At 39.9% G+C, this 19,717-nt stretch carries 27 protein-coding genes; 17 read left to right on the forward strand and 10 right to left on the reverse strand.

What is annotated here, in order from left to right; translation table 11 throughout:
- Nucleotides 1–64 precede the first annotated feature (64 nt).
- The 3 genes from PG766_RS10990 to PG766_RS11000 form a co-directional block, all read right to left on the reverse strand.
- Nucleotides 65–871 carry a hypothetical protein gene (locus PG766_RS10990; RefSeq protein ID WP_109215051.1) on the reverse strand — a complete coding sequence of 269 codons (807 nt, stop codon included), beginning with the start codon at nucleotides 869–871 and terminating at the stop codon, nucleotides 65–67.
- Nucleotides 843–1,436 (reverse strand): RNA polymerase sigma factor, encoded by a 594-nt coding sequence (locus PG766_RS10995; RefSeq protein WP_020436704.1) that lies wholly within the window; start codon nucleotides 1,434–1,436, stop codon nucleotides 843–845. Before PG766_RS10995 ends, PG766_RS10990 begins: the two co-directional genes overlap by 29 nt.
- 149 nt (nucleotides 1,437–1,585) lie before the next feature.
- Complete coding sequence (locus tag PG766_RS11000) at nucleotides 1,586–2,248, reverse strand: hypothetical protein (RefSeq protein ID WP_118709378.1); 663 nt, start codon at nucleotides 2,246–2,248, stop codon at nucleotides 1,586–1,588.
- Between the two features lie 55 nt (nucleotides 2,249–2,303).
- On the opposite strand from PG766_RS11000, the gene PG766_RS11005 reads away from it, so the two are divergent.
- On the forward strand, nucleotides 2,304–3,242 hold the full coding sequence (locus PG766_RS11005) for a ParM/StbA family protein (protein WP_020436706.1): 939 nt from the start codon (nucleotides 2,304–2,306) through the stop codon (nucleotides 3,240–3,242).
- 4 nt (nucleotides 3,243–3,246) lie between these two features.
- Entirely contained in the window at nucleotides 3,247–3,618 is a 372-nt protein-coding gene (locus tag PG766_RS11010; RefSeq protein ID WP_005333400.1) for a hypothetical protein, read from the forward strand.
- A 150-nt stretch (nucleotides 3,619–3,768) separates the two neighbouring features.
- Here PG766_RS11010 and PG766_RS11015 read toward each other — a convergent pair whose 3' ends face one another.
- Nucleotides 3,769–4,098 (reverse strand): helix-turn-helix transcriptional regulator, encoded by a 330-nt coding sequence (locus PG766_RS11015; RefSeq protein ID WP_005333402.1) that lies wholly within the window; start codon nucleotides 4,096–4,098, stop codon nucleotides 3,769–3,771.
- A gap of 413 nt (nucleotides 4,099–4,511) precedes the next feature.
- Between PG766_RS11015 and PG766_RS11020 the strand changes: the two genes are divergently transcribed.
- Nucleotides 4,512–4,952, forward strand: coding sequence for a sigma factor-like helix-turn-helix DNA-binding protein (locus PG766_RS11020; protein WP_023921559.1), 441 nt, complete (start codon nucleotides 4,512–4,514; stop codon nucleotides 4,950–4,952).
- Nucleotides 4,952–5,140, forward strand: a complete 189-nt coding sequence (locus tag PG766_RS11025; protein WP_005333406.1) for a helix-turn-helix domain-containing protein — start codon at nucleotides 4,952–4,954, stop codon at nucleotides 5,138–5,140. Before PG766_RS11020 ends, PG766_RS11025 begins: the two co-directional genes overlap by 1 nt.
- Before the next feature lie 130 nt (nucleotides 5,141–5,270).
- Here PG766_RS11025 and PG766_RS11030 read toward each other — a convergent pair whose 3' ends face one another.
- Entirely contained in the window at nucleotides 5,271–6,626 is a 1,356-nt protein-coding gene (locus PG766_RS11030; RefSeq protein WP_005333407.1) for an MATE family efflux transporter, read from the reverse strand.
- Nucleotides 6,627–6,836: 210 nt separating this feature from the next.
- Between PG766_RS11030 and PG766_RS11035 the strand changes: the two genes are divergently transcribed.
- Entirely contained in the window at nucleotides 6,837–7,361 is a 525-nt protein-coding gene (locus PG766_RS11035; protein WP_005333410.1) for a PadR family transcriptional regulator, read from the forward strand.
- A gap of 153 nt (nucleotides 7,362–7,514) precedes the next feature.
- Here the strand turns inward: PG766_RS11035 and PG766_RS17135 are convergent, their stop codons facing one another.
- Nucleotides 7,515–7,856, reverse strand: coding sequence for a winged helix-turn-helix domain-containing protein (locus tag PG766_RS17135; protein ID WP_005333412.1), 342 nt, complete (start codon nucleotides 7,854–7,856; stop codon nucleotides 7,515–7,517).
- A 253-nt stretch (nucleotides 7,857–8,109) separates the two neighbouring features.
- Between PG766_RS17135 and PG766_RS11045 the strand changes: the two genes are divergently transcribed.
- The 6 genes from PG766_RS11045 (at nucleotide 8,110) to PG766_RS11070 (ending at nucleotide 10,526) form a co-directional block, all read left to right on the forward strand.
- Nucleotides 8,110–8,421, forward strand: a complete 312-nt coding sequence (locus PG766_RS11045) for a winged helix-turn-helix domain-containing protein (RefSeq protein ID WP_023921561.1) — start codon at nucleotides 8,110–8,112, stop codon at nucleotides 8,419–8,421.
- 205 nt (nucleotides 8,422–8,626) lie between these two features.
- Nucleotides 8,627–9,286, forward strand: coding sequence for a recombinase family protein (locus PG766_RS11050; RefSeq protein WP_118709376.1), 660 nt, complete (start codon nucleotides 8,627–8,629; stop codon nucleotides 9,284–9,286).
- 46 nt (nucleotides 9,287–9,332) lie between these two features.
- Nucleotides 9,333–9,554, forward strand: coding sequence for a DUF5348 domain-containing protein (locus tag PG766_RS11055; protein WP_005333419.1), 222 nt, complete (start codon nucleotides 9,333–9,335; stop codon nucleotides 9,552–9,554).
- A gap of 9 nt (nucleotides 9,555–9,563) precedes the next feature.
- A complete protein-coding gene (locus PG766_RS11060; RefSeq protein ID WP_005333420.1) occupies nucleotides 9,564–9,920 on the forward strand; it encodes a hypothetical protein in 357 nt (118 codons plus the stop codon).
- A 2-nt stretch (nucleotides 9,921–9,922) separates the two neighbouring features.
- On the forward strand, nucleotides 9,923–10,180 hold the full coding sequence (locus PG766_RS11065) for a type II toxin-antitoxin system HicA family toxin (RefSeq protein WP_005333422.1): 258 nt from the start codon (nucleotides 9,923–9,925) through the stop codon (nucleotides 10,178–10,180).
- Nucleotides 10,164–10,526, forward strand: a complete 363-nt coding sequence (locus tag PG766_RS11070) for a type II toxin-antitoxin system HicB family antitoxin (protein WP_005333424.1) — start codon at nucleotides 10,164–10,166, stop codon at nucleotides 10,524–10,526. Before PG766_RS11065 ends, PG766_RS11070 begins: the two co-directional genes overlap by 17 nt.
- A gap of 63 nt (nucleotides 10,527–10,589) precedes the next feature.
- Here PG766_RS11070 and PG766_RS11075 read toward each other — a convergent pair whose 3' ends face one another.
- The 4 genes from PG766_RS11075 to ligA all read right to left on the reverse strand — a co-directional run bounded on the left by PG766_RS11075 (nucleotide 10,590) and on the right by ligA (nucleotide 15,114).
- Nucleotides 10,590–11,954 (reverse strand): ATP-binding protein, encoded by a 1,365-nt coding sequence (locus PG766_RS11075; protein WP_005333425.1) that lies wholly within the window; start codon nucleotides 11,952–11,954, stop codon nucleotides 10,590–10,592.
- Between the two features lie 89 nt (nucleotides 11,955–12,043).
- On the reverse strand, nucleotides 12,044–12,517 hold the full coding sequence (locus tag PG766_RS11080) for an LPD11 domain-containing protein (protein WP_005333427.1): 474 nt from the start codon (nucleotides 12,515–12,517) through the stop codon (nucleotides 12,044–12,046).
- A gap of 21 nt (nucleotides 12,518–12,538) precedes the next feature.
- Nucleotides 12,539–13,042: an NADAR family protein gene (locus tag PG766_RS11085; RefSeq protein ID WP_023921566.1), complete on the reverse strand. Its 504-nt coding sequence runs from the start codon at nucleotides 13,040–13,042 to the stop codon at nucleotides 12,539–12,541.
- A gap of 77 nt (nucleotides 13,043–13,119) precedes the next feature.
- Nucleotides 13,120–15,114, reverse strand: a complete 1,995-nt coding sequence (gene ligA, locus PG766_RS11090) for an NAD-dependent DNA ligase LigA (protein WP_040015507.1) — start codon at nucleotides 15,112–15,114, stop codon at nucleotides 13,120–13,122.
- 277 nt (nucleotides 15,115–15,391) lie between these two features.
- Here ligA and PG766_RS11095 point away from each other — a divergent pair, with 277 nt between their 5' ends.
- The 6 genes from PG766_RS11095 (at nucleotide 15,392) to PG766_RS11120 (ending at nucleotide 19,715) form a co-directional block, all read left to right on the forward strand.
- Nucleotides 15,392–15,646, forward strand: coding sequence for a hypothetical protein (locus PG766_RS11095; RefSeq protein WP_005333435.1), 255 nt, complete (start codon nucleotides 15,392–15,394; stop codon nucleotides 15,644–15,646).
- Between the two features lie 73 nt (nucleotides 15,647–15,719).
- A complete protein-coding gene (locus tag PG766_RS11100) occupies nucleotides 15,720–15,968 on the forward strand; it encodes a winged helix-turn-helix domain-containing protein (RefSeq protein ID WP_005333437.1) in 249 nt (82 codons plus the stop codon).
- Between the two features lie 94 nt (nucleotides 15,969–16,062).
- Complete coding sequence (locus tag PG766_RS11105; protein ID WP_023921570.1) at nucleotides 16,063–16,737, forward strand: response regulator transcription factor; 675 nt, start codon at nucleotides 16,063–16,065, stop codon at nucleotides 16,735–16,737.
- Complete coding sequence (locus PG766_RS11110; RefSeq protein ID WP_055155762.1) at nucleotides 16,725–17,927, forward strand: HAMP domain-containing sensor histidine kinase; 1,203 nt, start codon at nucleotides 16,725–16,727, stop codon at nucleotides 17,925–17,927. The genes PG766_RS11105 and PG766_RS11110 overlap by 13 nt, the downstream gene beginning before the upstream one ends.
- Nucleotides 17,928–17,997: 70 nt before the next feature.
- Nucleotides 17,998–19,062 (forward strand): ABC transporter permease, encoded by a 1,065-nt coding sequence (locus PG766_RS11115; protein WP_005333443.1) that lies wholly within the window; start codon nucleotides 17,998–18,000, stop codon nucleotides 19,060–19,062.
- Nucleotides 19,059–19,715, forward strand: coding sequence for a hypothetical protein (locus PG766_RS11120; protein WP_022415113.1), 657 nt, complete (start codon nucleotides 19,059–19,061; stop codon nucleotides 19,713–19,715). Before PG766_RS11115 ends, PG766_RS11120 begins: the two co-directional genes overlap by 4 nt.
- Nucleotides 19,716–19,717 lie beyond the last annotated feature (2 nt).

Consider the following 19,717-nt stretch of genomic DNA (forward strand, 5'->3'; position numbering starts at 1 on the left):
GAAGAGGTCTTCCCGTCCTTATACTAAAGTTAATTGGTATGCTGAAGTCCCGCAAAAGCAACATTTAATTTACCTCCAGATTACCGCTTTTAAGAGATAGATAATCGGAACTTCCGCTAAGCAGATAGAAAAAATATTCCCCTTTTTCATCTGGTGAGAAACTATATTTTCCACTCAGTTCATCGAACACTTCTCCTTCATACATTATCCCGTCTTTTACATAACCGATAATCAAATCTTGGGATACTGTAATGTCTGATTTATATTTATCAAACGAAATGACTATATTATCTTTATCAGTTAGTTCCCATCCCTTTCCATTGTCTTGTGTAAGTACACAAAGTGAATTGTTGATTAGAATTATTTCTGGAATGATATACATTTCATCTGATTTATCAGTAGGAATCTCTACTATTGATGATGGTATGAAATTAGGCATCAGACTGCTTTTAACAATTCTGCTTTCAGGAAATTCTGATGAAGATTTGGCTAATTCCTCAATATCAACAACTTTCCCATTTTCATTGGTATATACACCGTCTTTTAATATGATGTAGCTTCTATCATTGGTTTCTGTCCCGATTAAATGTCGATTGCTGTCATCAATTAAAGCCGATGTTAACAGATGACTGATTGCAGCATATACAGGCATACACAAAAACACTGAAACCACAGTTACAATAATTGCAGTTCTATAAGTGAACTTTAAAGGCTTATGTTTTGAAGCTGTTTTACAAAATACATTTTGACGTATCTTTTGTTTGGAATATTTTTTCAGTATTTTATTGCAATCATGAAAATACACTTCCTCAATAAAAGATTCATCAATTTCACTCATTAACTCATTCAAAGAAAATTTTACAGTCTTCATATCTAAATCCCTTCTTTTCCATTTTTAGTTTTAATTTTTTACGTCCGCGTAACAGTTTGGATTTTACTGTAGATTCTTTTAATCCGGTTTCTTCTGCTATTACAGCGATTGTCTTAGTGTAATAGTAGTACGAGATAAAACATTTTCTTTCGTCAACTGATAGTTCATATATGCTTTCTTTTAAGCATTTGATTACTTCTTCTTTTAACGGCCCGTATTCAATATGTTCGTTCGTTCCAACCTGAAACGCATCTTCGTAATTTTCAAAATGCATCTTAGAGGTTTTTCGTAATGCGTTTTTTGCCATGTTTCTTGCGATTGTTCCTAAATAGGGTTTGAATGTGCTGTAGTTATCTGTATCTAAATCTGCACTGTAATTCCATAGAGCTACAAAAACATTAGACACGACCTCCTCCTTGTCTTCATATGGCAAAGCACTTCCAATAATATTCTCGACTATGTATACAACATATCTGTAGTATTTGTTCATACATATTTTTAAAGCGCGCTCATCTTTATTTTTTAGTTCGAGCATCAGTTGTTTCTCATCTATGTTAAATAACATGCTTCTACCTCATAAATTCAGTGAATACTATAGCAGTGGTTTAATAATGGGAATGTGTATTTTCAAAAAAGGGAACCGAGAAACCAAGTTAAAAAGCTTCAATTAAAATCAGGATAAGTACTCACCAGCACTTGAAATATTTTCCACTATTAAAATGTAATAGAAAATGATTTGATTGTAAAGGCATCAGAGGACAGATTAGTTACCATGCCGTAATAGTAATCTGTTGCCTGTGTCGTAAATCCTGAACGCAAACCACTTGCTGTAATCTCACGCACAAATTCTGATGAAGGTCCAGCTACGTATGCGCGTACTCTTGAACGATGAAAAGCAGAACGGCTCAAAGTGTAATTTATAGTTATGTATCTGCCGCTATTACAATAAAGTCCCATACTGTTATTTGATGGTGTTAATATGGCGACTTCGCCATTTTTCAATGTGATTCCGCGCCAAGTATATCGGGCATATGCATTTGGAATAACACCTTCTTCAACAACTTTCTGCAGGCTTTCGTCAGCAAACACAGTGTACTTCCATTCAATCATATTAGGGTCATCTGTAAGCGGCTCTGCTGCAAAAACATTAACACTTAGCGACAGCATCATAACGAGTGTTAGGATAAAACTGATTATTTTTTTATAAGCCTTCCTATATGTACACGACTCCTTTCCAAGGTTCCCTTTGTAATAAGATACACAGTAAATATTGTAACGGTTGCATTTATTTAAAAAATTAAAAAAGATAATTTTTAATTTTTGTTTTTTGAATTTTTTGATTGGTAAAATAAGAAAATGGATTATAAAGAGTTGCACTCTAGGCACCTCCTACGTACAGAATAAGTATCAAATACAAAGGAGTGAAATCATTATGATTAAAAAATTAAGAGTAGCCGTGGATCACGGGAACCGGAACATGAAAACCTGTCATTTTATCTTTACCACAGGACTGACGGAACAGGATAAAAAGCCTGCCAGGGGAGAGAAGTATCTGAAATATCAGGGAAAGTATTATACCCTTAGTGAGAAGCGGATTCCGTACCAGAGGGACAAGACGCAGGACAGCCGGAACCGATTCTGGATTCTGACCTTATTTGCCATTGCAATGGAGCTGGAGCAGAAAAGCCAGATCCAGCCGGAGGATGTCATTCAGGTGGAACTTCCGATTGGGCTTCCGCCGAAGCATTTTGCAGAGCTTTGTGAGAGATATGAACGCTATTTCAAAGGGGACGGGAAGGTGCAGGAACTGTGCTTCAACGATAAAGTCTATCACCTCTGTATACAGAATGTAATGGCGTTTCCGCAGGATTATGCAGCCATGATGACGAGGATGATGGAAATCCGTGAGATTCCGAAAGTCGTAGGGATTGATATTGGCGGATTTACTTCTGATTATCTTCTGATGAGAAGTGGCAGACCGGATATGGATTATTGTGATTCTCTGGAAAAAGGTGTGATTACCATGTATAACGATATCATTTCCAGTATTAACAGTGAATATGACATGCTTCTGGAGGAGGCAGATATCGACAGTATCATCAAGGGAAAAACGCAGTATTATGAGGAAGCTGTTGTACAGGCAGTAGAAACCATGGTTCAGAATTTTGTTACCGATCTTCTGAACAGCATCCGAGAGCGGGGCATTGATACAAAATCTACTTATACGGTGTTTATCGGCGGCGGAGCAGTGCTTCTGGAACGATTTCTAGAGCAGGCAGACCGGTTGGGAAAACATACCTTTATCCGGGATATGAAAGCAAATGCCGATGGATATGATCTTTTGTATCGCATGACACAGGCTGGAGTGTGATTTTATGGGAAAGAAAAATCCGTTTGTATTCACTATTGGTTTTGATAAGTCGGATCCAGATCACGTGTATGTGACAGAACTTCTGAATACGACAGAGAAAAAAGCAAAACTGATCGTTGCGGCAATTCTGGCATATACGGGAAGAACGGATGAGACAGGTAATGGCAGTATAAGCATGGAACCGGATATGCTCCGGCCAATGATGCAGCAAATCATCCGGGAAGAAGTAAGAAAGGTATTGGAAGGGCAGGACGTTTCTAAGATAAATAGAGAAATGCCCACAGAAGTTGATTTGATGGAAGAAGAACCGCTGCGGATGGATCAGACTATGAGACAGAATGTAGTGGATGCTATCAGTGCATTTCGCAGGGCATAAAAAAGCAGGAGAGATACACATGCTTATGGCAGTGTACTCTCCTGTTCTTTGTATCAGAATGGGAATAGACAGAAAACTCACAGACTATTCACAGATTACTCACAGATTGTCTTTGTATAATGTGTAGATGATGAAGGATACGGGAGAGCCTTAACTTAGGTTCTTGAATCCATCCAGAAGTCCACGCAGTGTAGAAAGGGCAAGCTGTTTCTGCTCCTCCGGGCAGGAATTTAGTTCTGCCATGATTTGCTGCATGGTAGAATCCGGGTTCGTTTTCTGGTTAGAAAATATAGCATCTATGGAAATATGTAAGTAAGTTGCCAAGGCATAAAGTGTTTCCAACTGTGGATTGCCAATATAGTTTTCAATATCAGAGACAGTCCGTAAAGAAATCTTTGCCTGTTCCGCAAGGCTGTTTTGCGAAAGATTGCGGCGGAGACGTTCTTCCCTGACTGCATCTCCCAATAATTTTTTCACCATCTATATCACCTCACTTAATGCATATATTTTATCGTAGATTAACACTATACGAAATGCGTTAAAGTGCGTTATGATAAGCAGAATAACACATGCACAAATAGAGAAACATGGAAGTAAGTACGACAGACATGAATGGACAGCATAAGATAAAAGCCAAAGAGGAACTGAATCTGTTAAAAAAATCTTATCCATACAATGTGTCGGAGAGAAGTTAGAATATGCAGTATATGAGATACTATCATCGCATATCCTACACAATTACATAGAAAGAGAAGTATCGGCTGGACTACGAATAGAGTGGTCCAGCCTTTCTTTTTTTCGAAAAAATGAAGGCAGTGTCACGTTTTGTTGCCGCTCACCGCCATCCTCGGAATTTTTTGGAACGTGATAAAAAATTTCGGAGGATAAAACAAATGAACAAAAAAACATATACAGGATCAAAGATACAAAATCACTTTACAGCATATCTGATACAGTTTGTCCGTGGAAAACGACATGATTATCTGGAGAAGAAAATCCAGATGGCTGATGCAGAAGAACTGTTGGAGGATATTGGACAGATGGAGGCAAGAATTGTAATCGAAGAATTGCTGGAGAACCAAACGAGGGAGCAGCTTTTATTGCAGGAGGCACAGGGGAAATATCCAGAATGGAATAAGATGTCAGATGAAAGACTGATGAAAGCGCTTCATACGCTGCGGGATGAAGAACGGAAGCTGATTTACCAGCATGTGTTTGAAGAACGTACTTTTGAGGAAATGAGCAGGCTAAACGGGTTATCAGAGGAGCGATGCAAGGGTATTTATTATTATGCAATCCGGAAGATCCGCAAGGTGATGGGAGGTGAAAACTAATGAATTTTGAACGATTACTTTTAAAGGCAAAAGAAGGAAATGCAGATGCGGTACTGAAGATTTTAGAGATATATAAGCCGCTTTTAATTAAGAATGCGATTGTGAATGGCAGATTTGATGAAGATCTGTATCAGGAACTGGTAAGTACATTGCTTCAGTGTATCCAGAGATTCCAGATAATTGAGTAAGTTATCTTAAACAAAGGCTGCAATCACTCTCAGGGGAGTAACATCCTCTGGGAGTGATTGTTTTTTGAAGGGTGATATTGCCTCAGTTCGAAGCGGCAGACGGTGTTGATCTATTATGTTGCCTGATGCTTTAATGCTCTTTTGTTGTTGCCAGTTCTTTATGAAGATGTAGAGCCATAAACACAGTAACAATAGCAGAAATTACATCGGCAATCGGTTGTGCATATAGTATTCCATTTATGCCCCAGAATGATGGGAGCAACAGAATGATCGGAACAAAGCAAATACCTTGTCGGCAAGCCCCAAGAACGAATCCGGCGGTGCCTTTTCCAAGTGCAAGAAACAGAGAAGAATACACTGTGTAAAATCCAAATACGAAGAAGGAAAATCCATTTGCCATTAGCGATTTTTGACCTACAGAAATCATCTCTGTATTGCCTTCTGTAAATTGCGAAATAATCTGTGTGGAAAATAGGGCTATTGTCAATCCCACAACTACACAAAATATTGTTGACCATAAGATAGAAGTTTTAATTGCTTCCCTGAGCCGATCAAACTTTTTGGCACCATAGCTAAAGCCGGCAATTGGTTGGAAACCTTTTAAGAAGCCGAACACAACCAGAGTTCCCATTGAAGTGATTCTTGTAACAGCGCCCATTCCGGCGATAACAGCATCTCCATAGATATTAGCTTCCCGGTTTATGAATGCGATAGAAAGGCTTGTAAGAAGCTGGAAAGTCAATGTGGGTATACCGATTTTCAGAATTTCAGTTATGATCTGCTTAGAAGGACAAAATTCCTTAATGGAAAATGTAAAAGCGCTTTTTTTCTGTAATGCATAAATTAAATATACAAGAGTAGAAGCCATTTGAGAAATTGCTGTAGCGATTGCCGCACCAGCAACCCCCATGTCGAGAGTATAGATGAAAATAGGATCTAAACCAATATTCAATACAGCTCCTAATAATAATGCACACATAGTTGTTTTTGCGGCGCCTTCACTTGCAACGATATTGTTCATCGTTACATTAAATACATTGAAAATACATGAAATAACATAGATTCTTCCATAAGAAAGGGCGTATGGCATAATCGTGTCTGTTGCACCTAACATGGTTAAAATAGGTTTCAAAAAAATTGCAGTTCCGATAATAATAACTGCGCCAATACAAACACTGCTGTATAATGCAGTACTGGCGACTTTACTTGCAGCTTCCCTATCTCCTCGCCCTAAAAGTCTTGATAAGTAGGAGGCGGCACCATTGCCAAACATCAGACCTAAACCAACAACTACTTGTCCTAAAGGAAACGCAATGGAAATTGCACCCATTTGACTCTCGCCAAGTCCTCCTATGAAATAAGCATCCACCAAATTGTAGAGAGCGTTAATAAGCATACCAATCATTATCGGTATACCAAGAGCCATTAGTGCTTGGGGAACAGGTGCATTTCCTAATAAATCCATTTTGTTGTTATTCTTGTTCATTTCAAATACTCCTTTCAATTAAGAATATAAATTATAGTAGTATAAATTATAGTATACTACGTGAGAGAATACTACTATAATTTATAGTAGTTGTCAAGCGTGTATCCTGCAATTTCCTTGACAAGAGGTATAAAATCAAATACTATAAATTACAGTATATATAACCGTAAGTATTTTATAGCTTTCGTGGATATAGAAAGTGGGTGAACTATGGCTACAATAGATTTAATTGTGTTAGGAATATTGAAAAAGGAACCGATGGGAGCCTATGATATTCAAAAATTAGTGGAATATCGTAATATATCAAAATGGGTAAAAATCAGTACACCATCCATTTACAAAAAAGCAATTCAGTTGGAGGAAAAAGGCTTCATTAAAGGAGAAATTGTGAAAGAAGGTAAGATGCCTGAAAAAGCAGTTTATTCATTAACAGATGAAGGCGAAAAAGAATTTGTAAAGCTTATGATGGAAACAGCCTCTAAACCCATTCACTTTTTTTTAGATTTTAATGCAGTAATTGTAAATTTGGATAAGTTACCGCCTGAAAGTCAACAATCATGTATTGCCAGTATTGAGGAAAATATTGAAATATTAAAAACTTATCTGGAGGAAAATCTTCGAGAGAAAGAGAATGATCCGGAAATCCCTAAGACTGGTATGGCAGTATTGCAACAGCAGATAGTTTTGGCGGATGCTATTGAAAAATGGATTATTTCTCTAAAAAAAGACTTTTGATGAAGAAGTCACTAGCTGATTTCTTATTAGGTCTGCAGGATTGGGAAGAAACAGGGATGGATGCCGACCTATGTTCCGGCTTTGTAGCCAGAACATAGAAATTTTCTTAGTGGGGAATCTCCCTCAAACCCGGTGCTCCTTATATCCTGCAGATTAAACTTCAAATTTATACCCATATCCAACTACTGTTTTTATGTAATTCTTGTCGCTGGAATACTTTTTTATCTTCTTGCGTATTTGAAAAATAGTGTTTTCCACGGCGTGGAAATAACCATTTGCTTTTTCATGCCAAACTGCTTCATAAATCTGTTGTTTAGTAAAAGCCATCCCTGGATTAGAATATAGCATATAAAGTACATCAAATTCTTTTACAGAAAAGTTAATGTCTTTTCGTACTATTAAGCCGTAGGTCGTAAAGGTCTGCGACTTTAACTTTACCCGGAAAGGAGCTGCCACATATATAGGCAGTGCTGTAATTTTAACAGTAACGGTCACCAATCTATGGGGATGGCTTGTATATCCGGCTGAAATGCTAAAAAATCAGTGGTTCTTATTTATCACTTCACTCTGCCCCGGTAATTATGTGTTTGCCGTTTCTGGCTCTTGCAGCTATTGCGATTCTACTGGTCTATTACCAGACTATTTGCAGGTAAAGCATTGCTCTGGTTTTGAATTTGAGTTTTGGCAGTCTAATAATAGCATTTTAGATTAGCTGTGATAAGGTGAAACAGATTAGGAGGAAAGTAAATTGCATTACAAAGACAAAAACCTACAGATAGATATTCGCTGTCATACTGTTTTTATGAATGATCAAAAGATTGAATTGAGTCTGAAAGAATTTACGGTACTAAAATATCTAACAGAACATCCTGGCTGGGTATTCTCTCACGAGGAGATTTATCGTAATGTCTGGAAGGAAGAACCGATTGACTGTGCTAATGCGGTTATGTGCTGCATTAGCCAGCTTCGTAAAAAGTTAAAAGTAGATTCACGGAACTGGAATTACATCCGCACCGTCCGAGGTGTGGGCTATAAGTTTCAACCACTCTCAGGGGAGTAACATCCTCTGGGAGTTTTTTGTCATATTTGTTGCACTTTTCGGCTCTGGTACGTACAGAAATAGAAAAGAAACATATCCCAAAATGTATACATTTTAGAAGTACGTTCCGGAAAGAGGGATTATATTTCAAAAAGGTTACACACACAGTTTTGAAATATACCAATAAAAGTGTGGATATTTTGGGACATGGAAAGGAGAAATGTGGATGCAGATATATGGATATCACCGTACCAGTACAAAGGAGCAGCATCTTGACCGTGGCATACAGGAAATTGAGCGGTACTGTAACGAGTATGAGATGGCACTTACGAATATTTTTACGGATCAGGAGACAGGGAAGAATTTTAATCGTCCGAGATATACCGTTTTAGTGGAGGATGTCCTGCGGCCGGGAGATATTTTGATTGTTACAGAATTGGACAGACTGGGAAGAAACAAGTATGACACCATGCAACAGATCCAGCGGATTAAGAACATGGGAGTGCGGCTTATGGTTCTGGAACTGCCGACTACGCTTATGGATTTATCTGTGATGGATAATGCGATGGCAAGGATGATGCTGGAAACAATCAATAACATGATGCTGGAGCTTTATGCTTCTATGGCGCAGGCAGAGCTGGAGAAAAAGGAGAAGCGACAGCGGGAAGGGATAGAAGCGAAGAAATTGCGGGGCGAATGGGATGATTATGGAAGACCAAGTGTGATGAAGCAGGAAACTTTTGATGAGAACTTTCAAAGCGTAGTTTCTGGAGAAACGACACCTACACAGCTTCGTAAAAATTTGGGAATGACGCACTCAACTTTTTATCGCTATCGAAAAACTTTTTATGAAAAATACCCGGAACTTTCAAATTCTGCAAATTAAAGTCCTATTACTTATATAGACCAAAGAATTTCAGGAGGAAAGAAATATGAGTGAAAAGAGAATAGGTACTTTAATTTATGATCCATCAATGGGAAGATTTGATATCCGGTTTGGGATTGAATCTTATTATGGAGGTCTTCATTGCGGAGAATGTTTTGATGTGAAGGTAAAGGATGCATGGATTCCGGTTCGGATTGAAATGGATGAAGACTGGTATCTGGTAGGGCTTCCTAAGACGAGTCTCAGTGGACTGACGGTTCGAATGTAGGAGGAGCATATGATGGAAGCTAAAAAGAAATATGAAAAGCCGGCATTCCGATTGGTGACAGATTTGGGGAGTATTTTGGAATGTCTGTATGAGGTATATGGAACGGATGGAACGATGTTGATTGCTGGGAACAAGTTATCGGATACGGTAATCTATCCGTTTATCCGCATGATTAAAAAGAAATGCAAAGCAGTGGATGCGGAAAAGCTGAATCTGATGCTCTGGAAGATTTATATGGTAAGTTCGAGAAAAGAAGAATTTGTGACGGCTGCTAAGAAAGAGCTGCAGCCTTATTTGACCAAGAAAGATGAAAAACAGATTGACACCACATATGACACCACATATACTATAGATAGGAGGCATTAAAGATGTCGAAATGGGATAAACTATTGACAAGAATTTGCTCATTATCGAAAGACCTTCGTTTTGATGAACTAAGAAAAGTATTAGAAAGTTATGGATATGAGATAAATGCTCCGAGAAGTGGGAGCAGCCATTATACATTCCGTAAAGCGGGATGCCAGCCGATAACAATACCGAAACACGAACCAATCAAGAAAATTTATGTTGAAATGGTAAAGCAGATTGTAGAAAGTGAGGCGAAAAACGATGAAGACACTGAATGATTATTTGGCAATGTCCTATCGCATGGAAATTGTGGAAGATAAGGATGAAGGTGGATTTGTGGTTTCTTATCCGGAACTGCCGGGATGCATCACCTGTGGAGAGACGATAGAAAGGGCAGTTGAAAATGCAGCGGATGCAAAAAAAGCATGGTTAGAAGCTGCACTGGAAGAAGGGATTGAGATTCACGAACCGGGAAGCCTGGAAGAGTATTCGGGACAGTTTAAAATAAGGATGCCACGCAGCTTACACCGGGATCTGGCGGAACACTCAAAAAAAGAAGGCATCAGTATGAATCAATACTGTATATATCTTCTTTCAAAGAATGATGCGCTGTTAGTAAAATAAATATACAAGAATATAGATGAAAAGAGCCGTCCGGATGGGCGGCTCGAAGTATTCTTTCTTTGATTAAAAATGATATTGTTCTAGCAGATAGATAGGAAGTGTTTGTACGTTTCCAACGGTTCCGCCTTTGGTATCACCTTTCAGATATAGTAGTTTATTGGCCTTCCCCTGTTCCAATGCCTTCAAGGCAGTAGATGCAGTTCCCTTACCGGCTTTAACTTCAATCAGATAGCGGATGTGAGTTTTCAATGTCTGAGCTACAAAATCAATTTCACCACCTTTATAAGTAGCAAAAGCCGGTGTCTCAAAGATAATTTCTTCCGGGAATTCCTGGCGTTTGGACAAGTTAATGTAAACATAGTTTTCGTTCAATGAGCCATCCATAGTTGATACAGTAGCACCAGTTCTGGAGAGATAATAATATGCAACTCCAAGATCCATGAAGAAGCAGCGGCTTCCCGGTTTGAAATTCAAGATGTCCAGTTCTGTGATTTTGCCACAGAAACCGATGATTCCAGAATGGTAAAGCCAGTTGATAGCACGATAGCAGGTTGCTTTAGAAAGATTACTGGAGTAATTCTTTGTAACGAGCTTTTGCAGTTCTTCACTTATACTGTCCTCATCTAATCCTTTCTTTTCACGAAGCAGAATACGGCAGATGCTTAAAAAGATGTTGGTAAAAACACTAATATCTGTGATGTCATCAAAGTACCGCATAGATTCGTTTAAGAAAATGCGGATGATTCTAACAAGCTCTTTTTGAGCTGCTTCCACGTCTTTTGTGTTAAGGTATGTTTCCACAACCTTTGGATAGCCGCCAATCTGTCTATAGATGTCGTAAACATTCTTTAATTCGTCATATAGTTCCGGTACGGTGTCATCTGCATGATCCAGTGGAAGTGATAGATACTTCTGAAAAAGCTGGTCATCCAATGCTTCCAAAAACTCTTTAAAGGAAAGGGTATAAATACGGATACTGGTAATATCTCCACTGGAGAATTTGAATTCCGGTTCCAGTACACGTCCCAGATAACTTCCAGTTACAATGAAATGCGCTTGAAAATAGCGGGTAAATTCTCGGATACGGTTGAATATCTCTGAGGATTCCTGAATTTCATCAATAATGATGACTGTATCGTTGGTATCTTCAAAATCCGGATCGAAGAGTTTAAAAGCATCGTGAAGCGGCTGCTCCGGTCGTTTTGTACCGGGAGTCCAGTCTGTGGCTTTTTTGTAACATTCCATAAATTGTTTGCCGGACAAATCAAACAGGTTAATGTAGATCTTGTGCCTGAAGTTCTCATCCGCAAATTTATTGATAATATATGTTTTTCCGACCTGTCTGGCACCATTCACTTCCAAGGTGCTGTGGACGGTATCGTTTTTCCAATCCAGAAGCTGATCGTAAACTTTTCTTTTCAGATACATGGGAAATGCTCCTTTCTTTCAACTGTTCCTATTATATCAAAATATGAATGGATAATATAGAGGGTAATTTCTGATAAATGATGAATTGTCTAGTCTGAGCAGTTCTTCACGGGTATTCCGGTTTCTGTCATTACTTTTTCGTACTGAAGAAGCTGTTCCCAGGTCAGCCATTCCGGTTTCTGATCTGTGGGAAAACCATTCCATAATTCTTTCATACGGGCAATATGGTTTTGAACGCTATGATTGCATAGGATAGACGGACTGCGATTTCCGTAGCCCAGATAGTATTCACAGTCAGACTGTAATTTACTTAACATCCGGTACTCGAATTCATAGGAACTTCTTTGATACGGAGCCGGATGAAATGTGTACTCCTGCTGTATGGGATGGGAAGGTTCTCCATCAATATGGTTAAAAGATAAAGAATAAAGATTCGGTTCAGGCTCTTTGCCAAGGTCAATATCCTTCCACAACTTTCCGAATTGGTCCTTATATACCGGACAGGAAAAATCATCCATGCCAGTATACTCAAGCACTAATTTTGTTTTTGCATTTTCATTCATTCTATTAGACCATCCTTTCCTTTATTGCAGACATTGAGGTATATTATTGGGCGCTGTTTCTGCATTCCACTGCAGCTTCGCACGTACATCCATCAGGATGATTCCTAACTGGTTTTCTCCGCAGTTATTGACTTTGCCCCAGAAATAGTCACCCCAGTTGTTTCCTTCAATAAGTGTGGACTCTCCGGTTGCAAGAAGTTTATCCCGGAGTTCCGGGTTCTGCATGAATTTGCACATGCAGATTTCATACATGAGCCGGACTTTCACTTTTTCCCAGTCCGGGCGTAATGTAAGATCTCTGCCGAGTTTCTTTGCATCAGAAGGATTATGCATCCGAAAAATACAGAATTTGCGTTGCTCTCTCGCAGAGAGTGTTTTCTGCGCTTGAAAAGCAGCTTCATTATTTGCATAGGTTTGTCCCATGTAAGAGACCGGTGCCGGATAGAAATTGCTTAGAAAAGCATAATCTCCCCGAAATTCATTGATCTGTGTAGGTATACGCTTGCTTGTATTTGTTTGATTCATTATAAATTCCTCCTTTGTAAAAGAGGTGCGGCCTTTCAGCCACACCTCAAAATAATTCTCATCTATTGCAGAGATGGTTATGCAATCATCTCCAAAAATTCAGCTTCTGTAAGAATTGGAATACCAAGGCTCTGGGCTTTTGCCAGTTTGCTGCCGGCTTTTTCCCCGCAGATCAGGTAATCGGTTTTCTTTGTTACAGAGCTGCCAGGTTTGGCACCAAGCTCCAGAATCTTATCGTTGATACCGTCTCTGGTAAAATGCTCCAGTTTCCCTGTTGCTACGATGGTACATCCTGTAAATTTGTTTTCTTTTGTCATAATGGTCTCTTCCTTTCTTTGTTCAAATGTGAATTCGTTCTGTAAGTTTTTCCATAAATCAAGATTTGCTTCATCTGCAAACCAGGAATGGATGTTGTGATTTAAGATTTCGCCAAAATCCTCTAACTGAGTGAAGTCGTAATCTCCGACAGCCGCCTGTTCAAATGCAGTTAAATTTCCGGAAAATACGGTGTCCAGAATCCGGCTTTTGGTTCTGCCGATCATAGGAATATCCATGGAAACCAGATAGCGGACAAAGCTGGTCCTCCGGCTGGCGTTGATGGATTCCCACAAGCGGTCGAAAGATTTCTCACCATATCCGTCCAGTGCCACAATATCTTCCCGGTGTTCCTCCAGATGATAGATGTCCTGAAAAGAGTGCAGATAGCCCAGATTCAGGAATTTTTCTAAAGTGGCTTCTGACAGTCCTTCGATGTTCATTGCCTTCTTGCTGGCAAAATGGACAAACCTTCTTGTGATCTGGCTGTCGCACTGCGGATTATCACAATGCAGAGTTTCTACGGTGCGACCGTCGCTGGTCTTACGGCTGTAGGTTCTGGTTTTGGAACCACAGCAAGGGCAGACCGGAGGCGTGATGTCGGTATACCTTCCACGATCCAGATTATCCTCTATATGTGGGATGATCATGTTTCGTTTGGAAACAAGAATCCGGCATCCGGGTACAAGCTCCAGATTTTTGATAAAGGTCAGATTATGAAGGGAAGCTCTGGAAACATCACAGCCGTCAATCTCCACGGTATCGAAGATGCCGACCGGAGCAATCTCTCCGAATCTGGTCGGTGTCCATTCAATTTCACGCAAGAAAGTTTCGTAGGTATCATCCTCAAACTTATAGGCGAGGCCGTCCTTATAGTGGTGTCCGGTTTTTCCGCAGCTTTTGGAGTAGCTGAGACTGTCAAAAATCATGACAATGCCATCGATAGGAAGATGTAAATTTGCTGCTGTGGATACCAATTCCTGAATGAATTTCTCCGCATATTCTTTTGAAAGTCCGGTTCCTGAAATTGAGAAAAACGGGCAGTAACCAAAGCCCAGGTGTGTTAAACCTTCTAATTTGCAGGCTCTGCTGTCCGGGAAGGGAACATCCTCCATTCCTTCTAATACATTGAACGGAAGAAAGCGAACACAACGTCCGATACAGTTCTTCGGATCAAGACTTCGTACTGATCCGGAAGCAAAATTACGTCCGTTTTTATAAGGTTTTCCATTTCCATCACGCAGAGTATCTTTCAGACGTTCAAAATCATTGGTTGGTATAAAAGACTCACCGGTAATGACCAGACGTTCTTTGTGTGGAATGGTAAGCGGTACATTTAAAAATGCCGGGATATTGTGTGTAATATCTTCCCCCACTTCACCATCTCCACGGGTAGAAGCCTGAATCAGTCTGCCATCTTCGTAAATGAGTTTGGTAGTCAAACCGTCCAGTTTCAGCATAAAGAGAACTTCCTGTCCTTTCATGAAATCTAAAAGCTCTGAAATCAGTTTTGTTTTCTCAAGCGAGAGCAGTGGAATCGGATGGGTGACTTTGGCAAGTTCACTGACCGGATAATATCCAACCGTCTGTGTCGGAGAATTTGACAGGATGAAACCAGTCTGTTCCTCCAGTTCCTTCAGTTCGTCAAAGAGTCGGTCATACTCGGCATCAGATACCAGAGGGGCATCCTGATTGTAGTAGGCATGACGGTATTCATTGAGTTGTTTTACAAGATTCTTAATTCTTTTGACTGACATAGAGTCTCCTTTCTTTTGTGGCGTGCCAGTTCCGGAATCATTTGTTTCCGTAATCCTCCTTTCCCTGCGTTCAGGCATAAAAAAAGAGAATGACGCTTATGTTCATTCTCAAAATAGATGCAGTTTCCTGCAAAATAAAAAAAGCCAGAAGTCCCTGCTGCTTGTTGGGCATAGGAAAACTCCTGACTACGTTTCAAACCTAAACTGCGTGTGATAAATCCTTTCCGGATTGACACAAATAATTGATATAAGAACAGTATAACACTAGATGTAGTATATGTCAAATGAAATAGATTCCTCAATGAAGCTTTTGCCTTATGTTGATGACAAATTTGTCGGCTACAGGAATAAAAGCGTTCAGGATTTCAGATTTGCCCTAAGCGAAGGAATTCGTAGCCAGGTATTTTTTGCCACTTTCGTGGAGAAAGTCGAAAACCAGATAAAATCAATCTCTGTCATAAATGCCTCTAAACTGTTTTTACATCGTAGTGGTTATGCAAGTTCTAAATTTAAAAATAATTTTCACGAATAACTAACTTTTCTATATGCTGAATTGTCATAAAATATAGATTATTAAATTTGAAAGCAGATTGAAGGTGATAAACATGAGAAGTTATAAACGGTATACCAGGCGAAAGAGACTTTTGAAGCAAATCGCTGTGGTTGCTTTATCTCCTAATCGGGTATTCACGAAAGAACAGATCTATCAGCATATCTATGAGGAAGCGGAGTCAGAAGTGAATAACCGAATTTACGGTCTGATTAAGAACTTGAGAAAGAAAATAGAAGAAAATCCGGAAACACCGCACTACATAGAAACGATACGTGGTGTTGGTTATCGCTTTCGGGCATAAAAGGAGCCGTCCGGCAATGGGCGGCTCGAAGTGTTTCTCTTGTTGTTTATTTATTGTTTTTTTCGTTGTATACTGATAAAACGAGGTGATAAAAGTGGCATATAGAATTTTGATCGTGGATGATGACATCGAATTATTAAAGATGTTAAAGAACTATTTTGAAATCAAACGATATGATGTAATGATGGCAGAAGATGGCACAGATGCTTTGGAAAAAATCCATAAGAAACCGGATATTATCTTGCTGGACATCAATATGCCTAAAATAGACGGATTAGAAGTATGCAGACGTATCCGGGGCAAAGTAACTTGTCCCATTATCTTCCTGACGGCAAAAGTGGAGGAGCAGGACAGGGTAAACGGGCTTTTATCCGGTGGGGATGACTATATACTGAAGCCGTTTAGTCTGAAAGAACTGGATGCTCGTATTATTGCACATTTGAAGCGTGAGGAGCGTCATAAAGGGAAGTCTGAATACAGATTCCACGGAGACCTCAGTATTGATTATGGAGCAAAGAGGGTTCAGATCGGTGAAAATGATTTGGAGCTTACGAAGCTGGAATATGCAATCATTGAGTTTTTGTCCATGAATCCAGGACAGGTTTTTGACAGGGAGCGGATATACGAAAAGGTGTGTGGTTATGATGCGGAAGGTGACAGCCGTGTTGTTACGGAACTGATCCGGAGAGTGAGAAAGAAACTGGCGGAATATACGCAGACAGAATACATTGAGACAGTATGGGGGATGGGGTATCGATGGAAAAGATAAGAAATTTATCCTTGAAAAAGACAATGGTTTTATATACGATACTCAGCTTGATTGTCACTTTTTTTCTTTCTGTGTCAATTATTGAGATTGCCGGGCAGATACAGGAGGAGGTCTGGTGGAAGTACGTGGATCAGGACGAGTATTATCAGGCAATGAATGACCGCAATGAAAATTTTGAGGTAGTGGTACCGAGACCGAATCAGAGTAAAATGAGCAGAATGGACTGGCATATTTCAGAAACCTGTGATTTCCTTCAGACGTACGGAGTATTGCTTTTTTCTTTTGCCGGATGTGGAATTGCGGTCAGCCTGTTTTACAAAAATAAATTAAAGAGACCGATTCAGGAACTGAAGATGGCATCACAGATGATTGCGGAGGAAGATCTGGATTTTCATATGGCTTATGAGAACGAGGACGAGATGGGGATGCTGTGCAGGGAATTTGAAAGGATGCGTGGGCAGTTGGAAGAAAATAACCGTAGACTTTGGCAGATGATCGAAGATGAGCGGGTACTGCGTGCAGCGATTGCCCATGATATCCGCTCGCCGCTTGCAATCATGCGGGGATATCAGGAAATGCTTTTGGAATTTGTTCCGGAAGATATGCTTGATCAAGAGAAAATGATGGAGATGTTAAGGGGCGGTATGCTTCAGATTGAACGGATGAACCATTTTATTGATAGTATGAGGAAGATGACGAAATTGGAAGAACGGGAATTAAACTGTTCCGTGGTAGATATCCGGCAGTTGATAAACCAGATAGAAGCTCTGGCAGAAGTCGTGGTGGAAAAATCAGAAAAGAATTTTACAGTGACGACAGTGAGAGAATCTGAAATACTGACTGCGGATGAGGAAATCATCATGGAAGTAGCGGATAATCTGTTGGCTAACGCATTCCGCTATGCCAATCAGGAAGTTAGGCTGAAGCTGACAGTGACACCCCAATATCTGAAAATGAGTATCAGGGATGACGGAATTGGATTTCAGGAAAATATCGACAGGGTGACACAGGCGTTTTATCATGAGAATCCACAGGATGACTTAAAGCATTTTGGAATGGGTATGTATATCAGCCGTATCTACTGCGAACGGCATGGTGGGAAACTGCTGATAAAAAATGTAGCAGATGGCGGTGCGGAAGTTGAGGCAGTGTTTAAAAATTATGTATTAGAAGAACAACAGCAGAAATAAATGGCTGTTGTTTTTTTGTTGTGATTTGTAGGCTATGCTGTTTGTAGAAAAAAGAAAGGCGGGATGACTTATGAAAGCAATCATAAAAAGGAATCTGAAAAATTATCTTAAAAATCCGATATTCTGGATCGGTTTGATTGTTGTTTTAATCAGTATGTACCAGACACTTGCACCCTATCTGTCCATTCATTACGTGAAGTCGGATGAAACCTTCAGGAAGGTAAAAATGGCCTCCGATGGGGATGTTATGGAGGGATGTATTCCGGCAACACCGGATAAGGAGAGAGAACTGTGGGAGAAAGAGATTGTAAAGATACTTCAGGACACAGAGAATGGGTTTGGCATGTCGGAAGTAGAGGCGGAGGCAGTGATATCTGAGATGAAACAGATGAAGATTACGGAGGCGTGTCAGTATCTGAAAACGGAATACCACTTTAATGGTGCCAATTATGTGTATGAGGACGTTTCATGGTATCAGGGAAGCCCGGAGGAAGTCAACCGGTATATCAGAGAAAATCTTGAGAAACATCCATTCTCCTATTATTTCGGAAGAAAATTTACAGATTTTGCAAGCCTGCATATGGCATTCTTTGCAACGGTTCTGCTGGCGTTTTTATTTTTCCAGGATATGAGGAAAAATACTTATGAATTGCTGCACACCAAACCGATGACGGCTTTTCAATATATTGCCGGGAAAATAAGCAGTGGATTTCTCATTATGACGGCGGCACTGGTCATTATGAATATCGTATTTATCATTTTGTGTTACGCCACGGCAGTAAAATCAGGATTTGCTATGAACATACTGGATTTTGTTCAGAATTCGATCCTGTATGTCCTGCCGAACATCCTGATGATCTGCTGTGTGTATGCGGTTACAGCGCTGCTGTTTAAGAATCCGCTTCCAGCGGTTCCGGCGCTGGTTCTTTATATCATTTATTCTAATATGCTGACATGGGATAGCAAAGGACAGTGTCATGCAAGACCATTCTCTATTATGGTTCGATTTCCGGGGAATTTTTTTGAAACGGAATTGCCACATCAGGTATATCTCAATCAACTGCTTCTTGTGGCAGCATCCATACTGCTCATGTTTATAGCGGTGTGGATGTGGAAAAGGAGGAGAGTATATTGAAGAAAGAAGTAAAAATATGTATGCCATATTATAAAATTGCATATTCAATCGCTTTTGTTGTGATATTGAGTGCAATCCAGCCTGTTGTATATGCGAATGAAATCGGGCAGGCAGTAGAAAGAGCTGTTTCGCTTCTGGCAGTCGTTTTCTGTGCAGATACTTATCTGGTGGAAGTGCAGAGCAAACGCTCGGAAGTATTCTGCCTTTATAATCTAAAAAAGCAGGCAGGGGTAGTTTATAAAAGACTATTTGTGCAGGTAGCTTATCTGATTGGAATCAGTTTGTTGGCATATGGACTCTTTTATTGGCAGAAACCGGTGAATCTGACAGAAGAATTAGATGGCGGTGCCTTGTTTGGAATTTATTGTATTGCGATTCCCGGAACTGTTTTGTTTTGGAGTGTGCTTTCCGTAACTGTCAGCAATCTGGTTCGAAACAGATGGATTGGTATGGGTGTCGTGCTGCTTTTCTGGTTTTTCTCTATTTCCGGAAAGGCAACTCAGTTTTTGAAAAACTGGGGACCATTTTCCTACGGAACTTGTGATTTCGGTAAGCTGACAGAGTGGAGATGGCTTGGCGGGAAGGTGCTGTGCGTGGTATTTGCGGGGATGATGCTTGCATTTGTTCCTAAGATATTAAAGAAGAGAGGGTAAGA

Source organism: Coprococcus sp. LG101-27 (assembly GCF_027695515.1).
GTDB classification, from domain to species: Bacteria; Bacillota; Clostridia; order Lachnospirales; family Lachnospiraceae; genus Allocoprococcus; species Allocoprococcus comes.

Coding starts and splice junctions, on each gene's coding strand:
- PG766_RS10990 (WP_109215051.1), bottom strand. CDS start 871: ATGAAGACTGTAAAATTTTCTTTGAATGAGTTAATGAGTGAAATTGAT.
- PG766_RS10995 (WP_020436704.1), bottom strand. CDS start 1,436: ATGTTATTTAACATAGATGAGAAACAACTGATGCTCGAACTAAAAAAT.
- PG766_RS11005 (WP_020436706.1), top strand. CDS start 2,304: ATGATTAAAAAATTAAGAGTAGCCGTGGATCACGGGAACCGGAACATG.
- PG766_RS11010 (WP_005333400.1), top strand. CDS start 3,247: ATGGGAAAGAAAAATCCGTTTGTATTCACTATTGGTTTTGATAAGTCG.
- PG766_RS11015 (WP_005333402.1), bottom strand. CDS start 4,098: ATGGTGAAAAAATTATTGGGAGATGCAGTCAGGGAAGAACGTCTCCGC.
- PG766_RS11020 (WP_023921559.1), top strand. CDS start 4,512: ATGAACAAAAAAACATATACAGGATCAAAGATACAAAATCACTTTACA.
- PG766_RS11025 (WP_005333406.1), top strand. CDS start 4,952: ATGAATTTTGAACGATTACTTTTAAAGGCAAAAGAAGGAAATGCAGAT.
- PG766_RS11030 (WP_005333407.1), bottom strand. CDS start 6,626: ATGAACAAGAATAACAACAAAATGGATTTATTAGGAAATGCACCTGTT.
- PG766_RS11035 (WP_005333410.1), top strand. CDS start 6,837: ATGGCTACAATAGATTTAATTGTGTTAGGAATATTGAAAAAGGAACCG.
- PG766_RS11050 (WP_118709376.1), top strand. CDS start 8,627: ATGCAGATATATGGATATCACCGTACCAGTACAAAGGAGCAGCATCTT.
- PG766_RS11055 (WP_005333419.1), top strand. CDS start 9,333: ATGAGTGAAAAGAGAATAGGTACTTTAATTTATGATCCATCAATGGGA.
- PG766_RS11060 (WP_005333420.1), top strand. CDS start 9,564: ATGATGGAAGCTAAAAAGAAATATGAAAAGCCGGCATTCCGATTGGTG.
- PG766_RS11065 (WP_005333422.1), top strand. CDS start 9,923: ATGTCGAAATGGGATAAACTATTGACAAGAATTTGCTCATTATCGAAA.
- PG766_RS11070 (WP_005333424.1), top strand. CDS start 10,164: ATGAAGACACTGAATGATTATTTGGCAATGTCCTATCGCATGGAAATT.
- PG766_RS11075 (WP_005333425.1), bottom strand. CDS start 11,954: ATGTATCTGAAAAGAAAAGTTTACGATCAGCTTCTGGATTGGAAAAAC.
- PG766_RS11080 (WP_005333427.1), bottom strand. CDS start 12,517: ATGAATGAAAATGCAAAAACAAAATTAGTGCTTGAGTATACTGGCATG.
- PG766_RS11085 (WP_023921566.1), bottom strand. CDS start 13,042: ATGAATCAAACAAATACAAGCAAGCGTATACCTACACAGATCAATGAA.
- ligA (WP_040015507.1), bottom strand. CDS start 15,114: ATGTCAGTCAAAAGAATTAAGAATCTTGTAAAACAACTCAATGAATAC.
- PG766_RS11095 (WP_005333435.1), top strand. CDS start 15,392: ATGTCAAATGAAATAGATTCCTCAATGAAGCTTTTGCCTTATGTTGAT.
- PG766_RS11100 (WP_005333437.1), top strand. CDS start 15,720: ATGAGAAGTTATAAACGGTATACCAGGCGAAAGAGACTTTTGAAGCAA.
- PG766_RS11110 (WP_055155762.1), top strand. CDS start 16,725: ATGGAAAAGATAAGAAATTTATCCTTGAAAAAGACAATGGTTTTATAT.
- PG766_RS11115 (WP_005333443.1), top strand. CDS start 17,998: ATGAAAGCAATCATAAAAAGGAATCTGAAAAATTATCTTAAAAATCCG.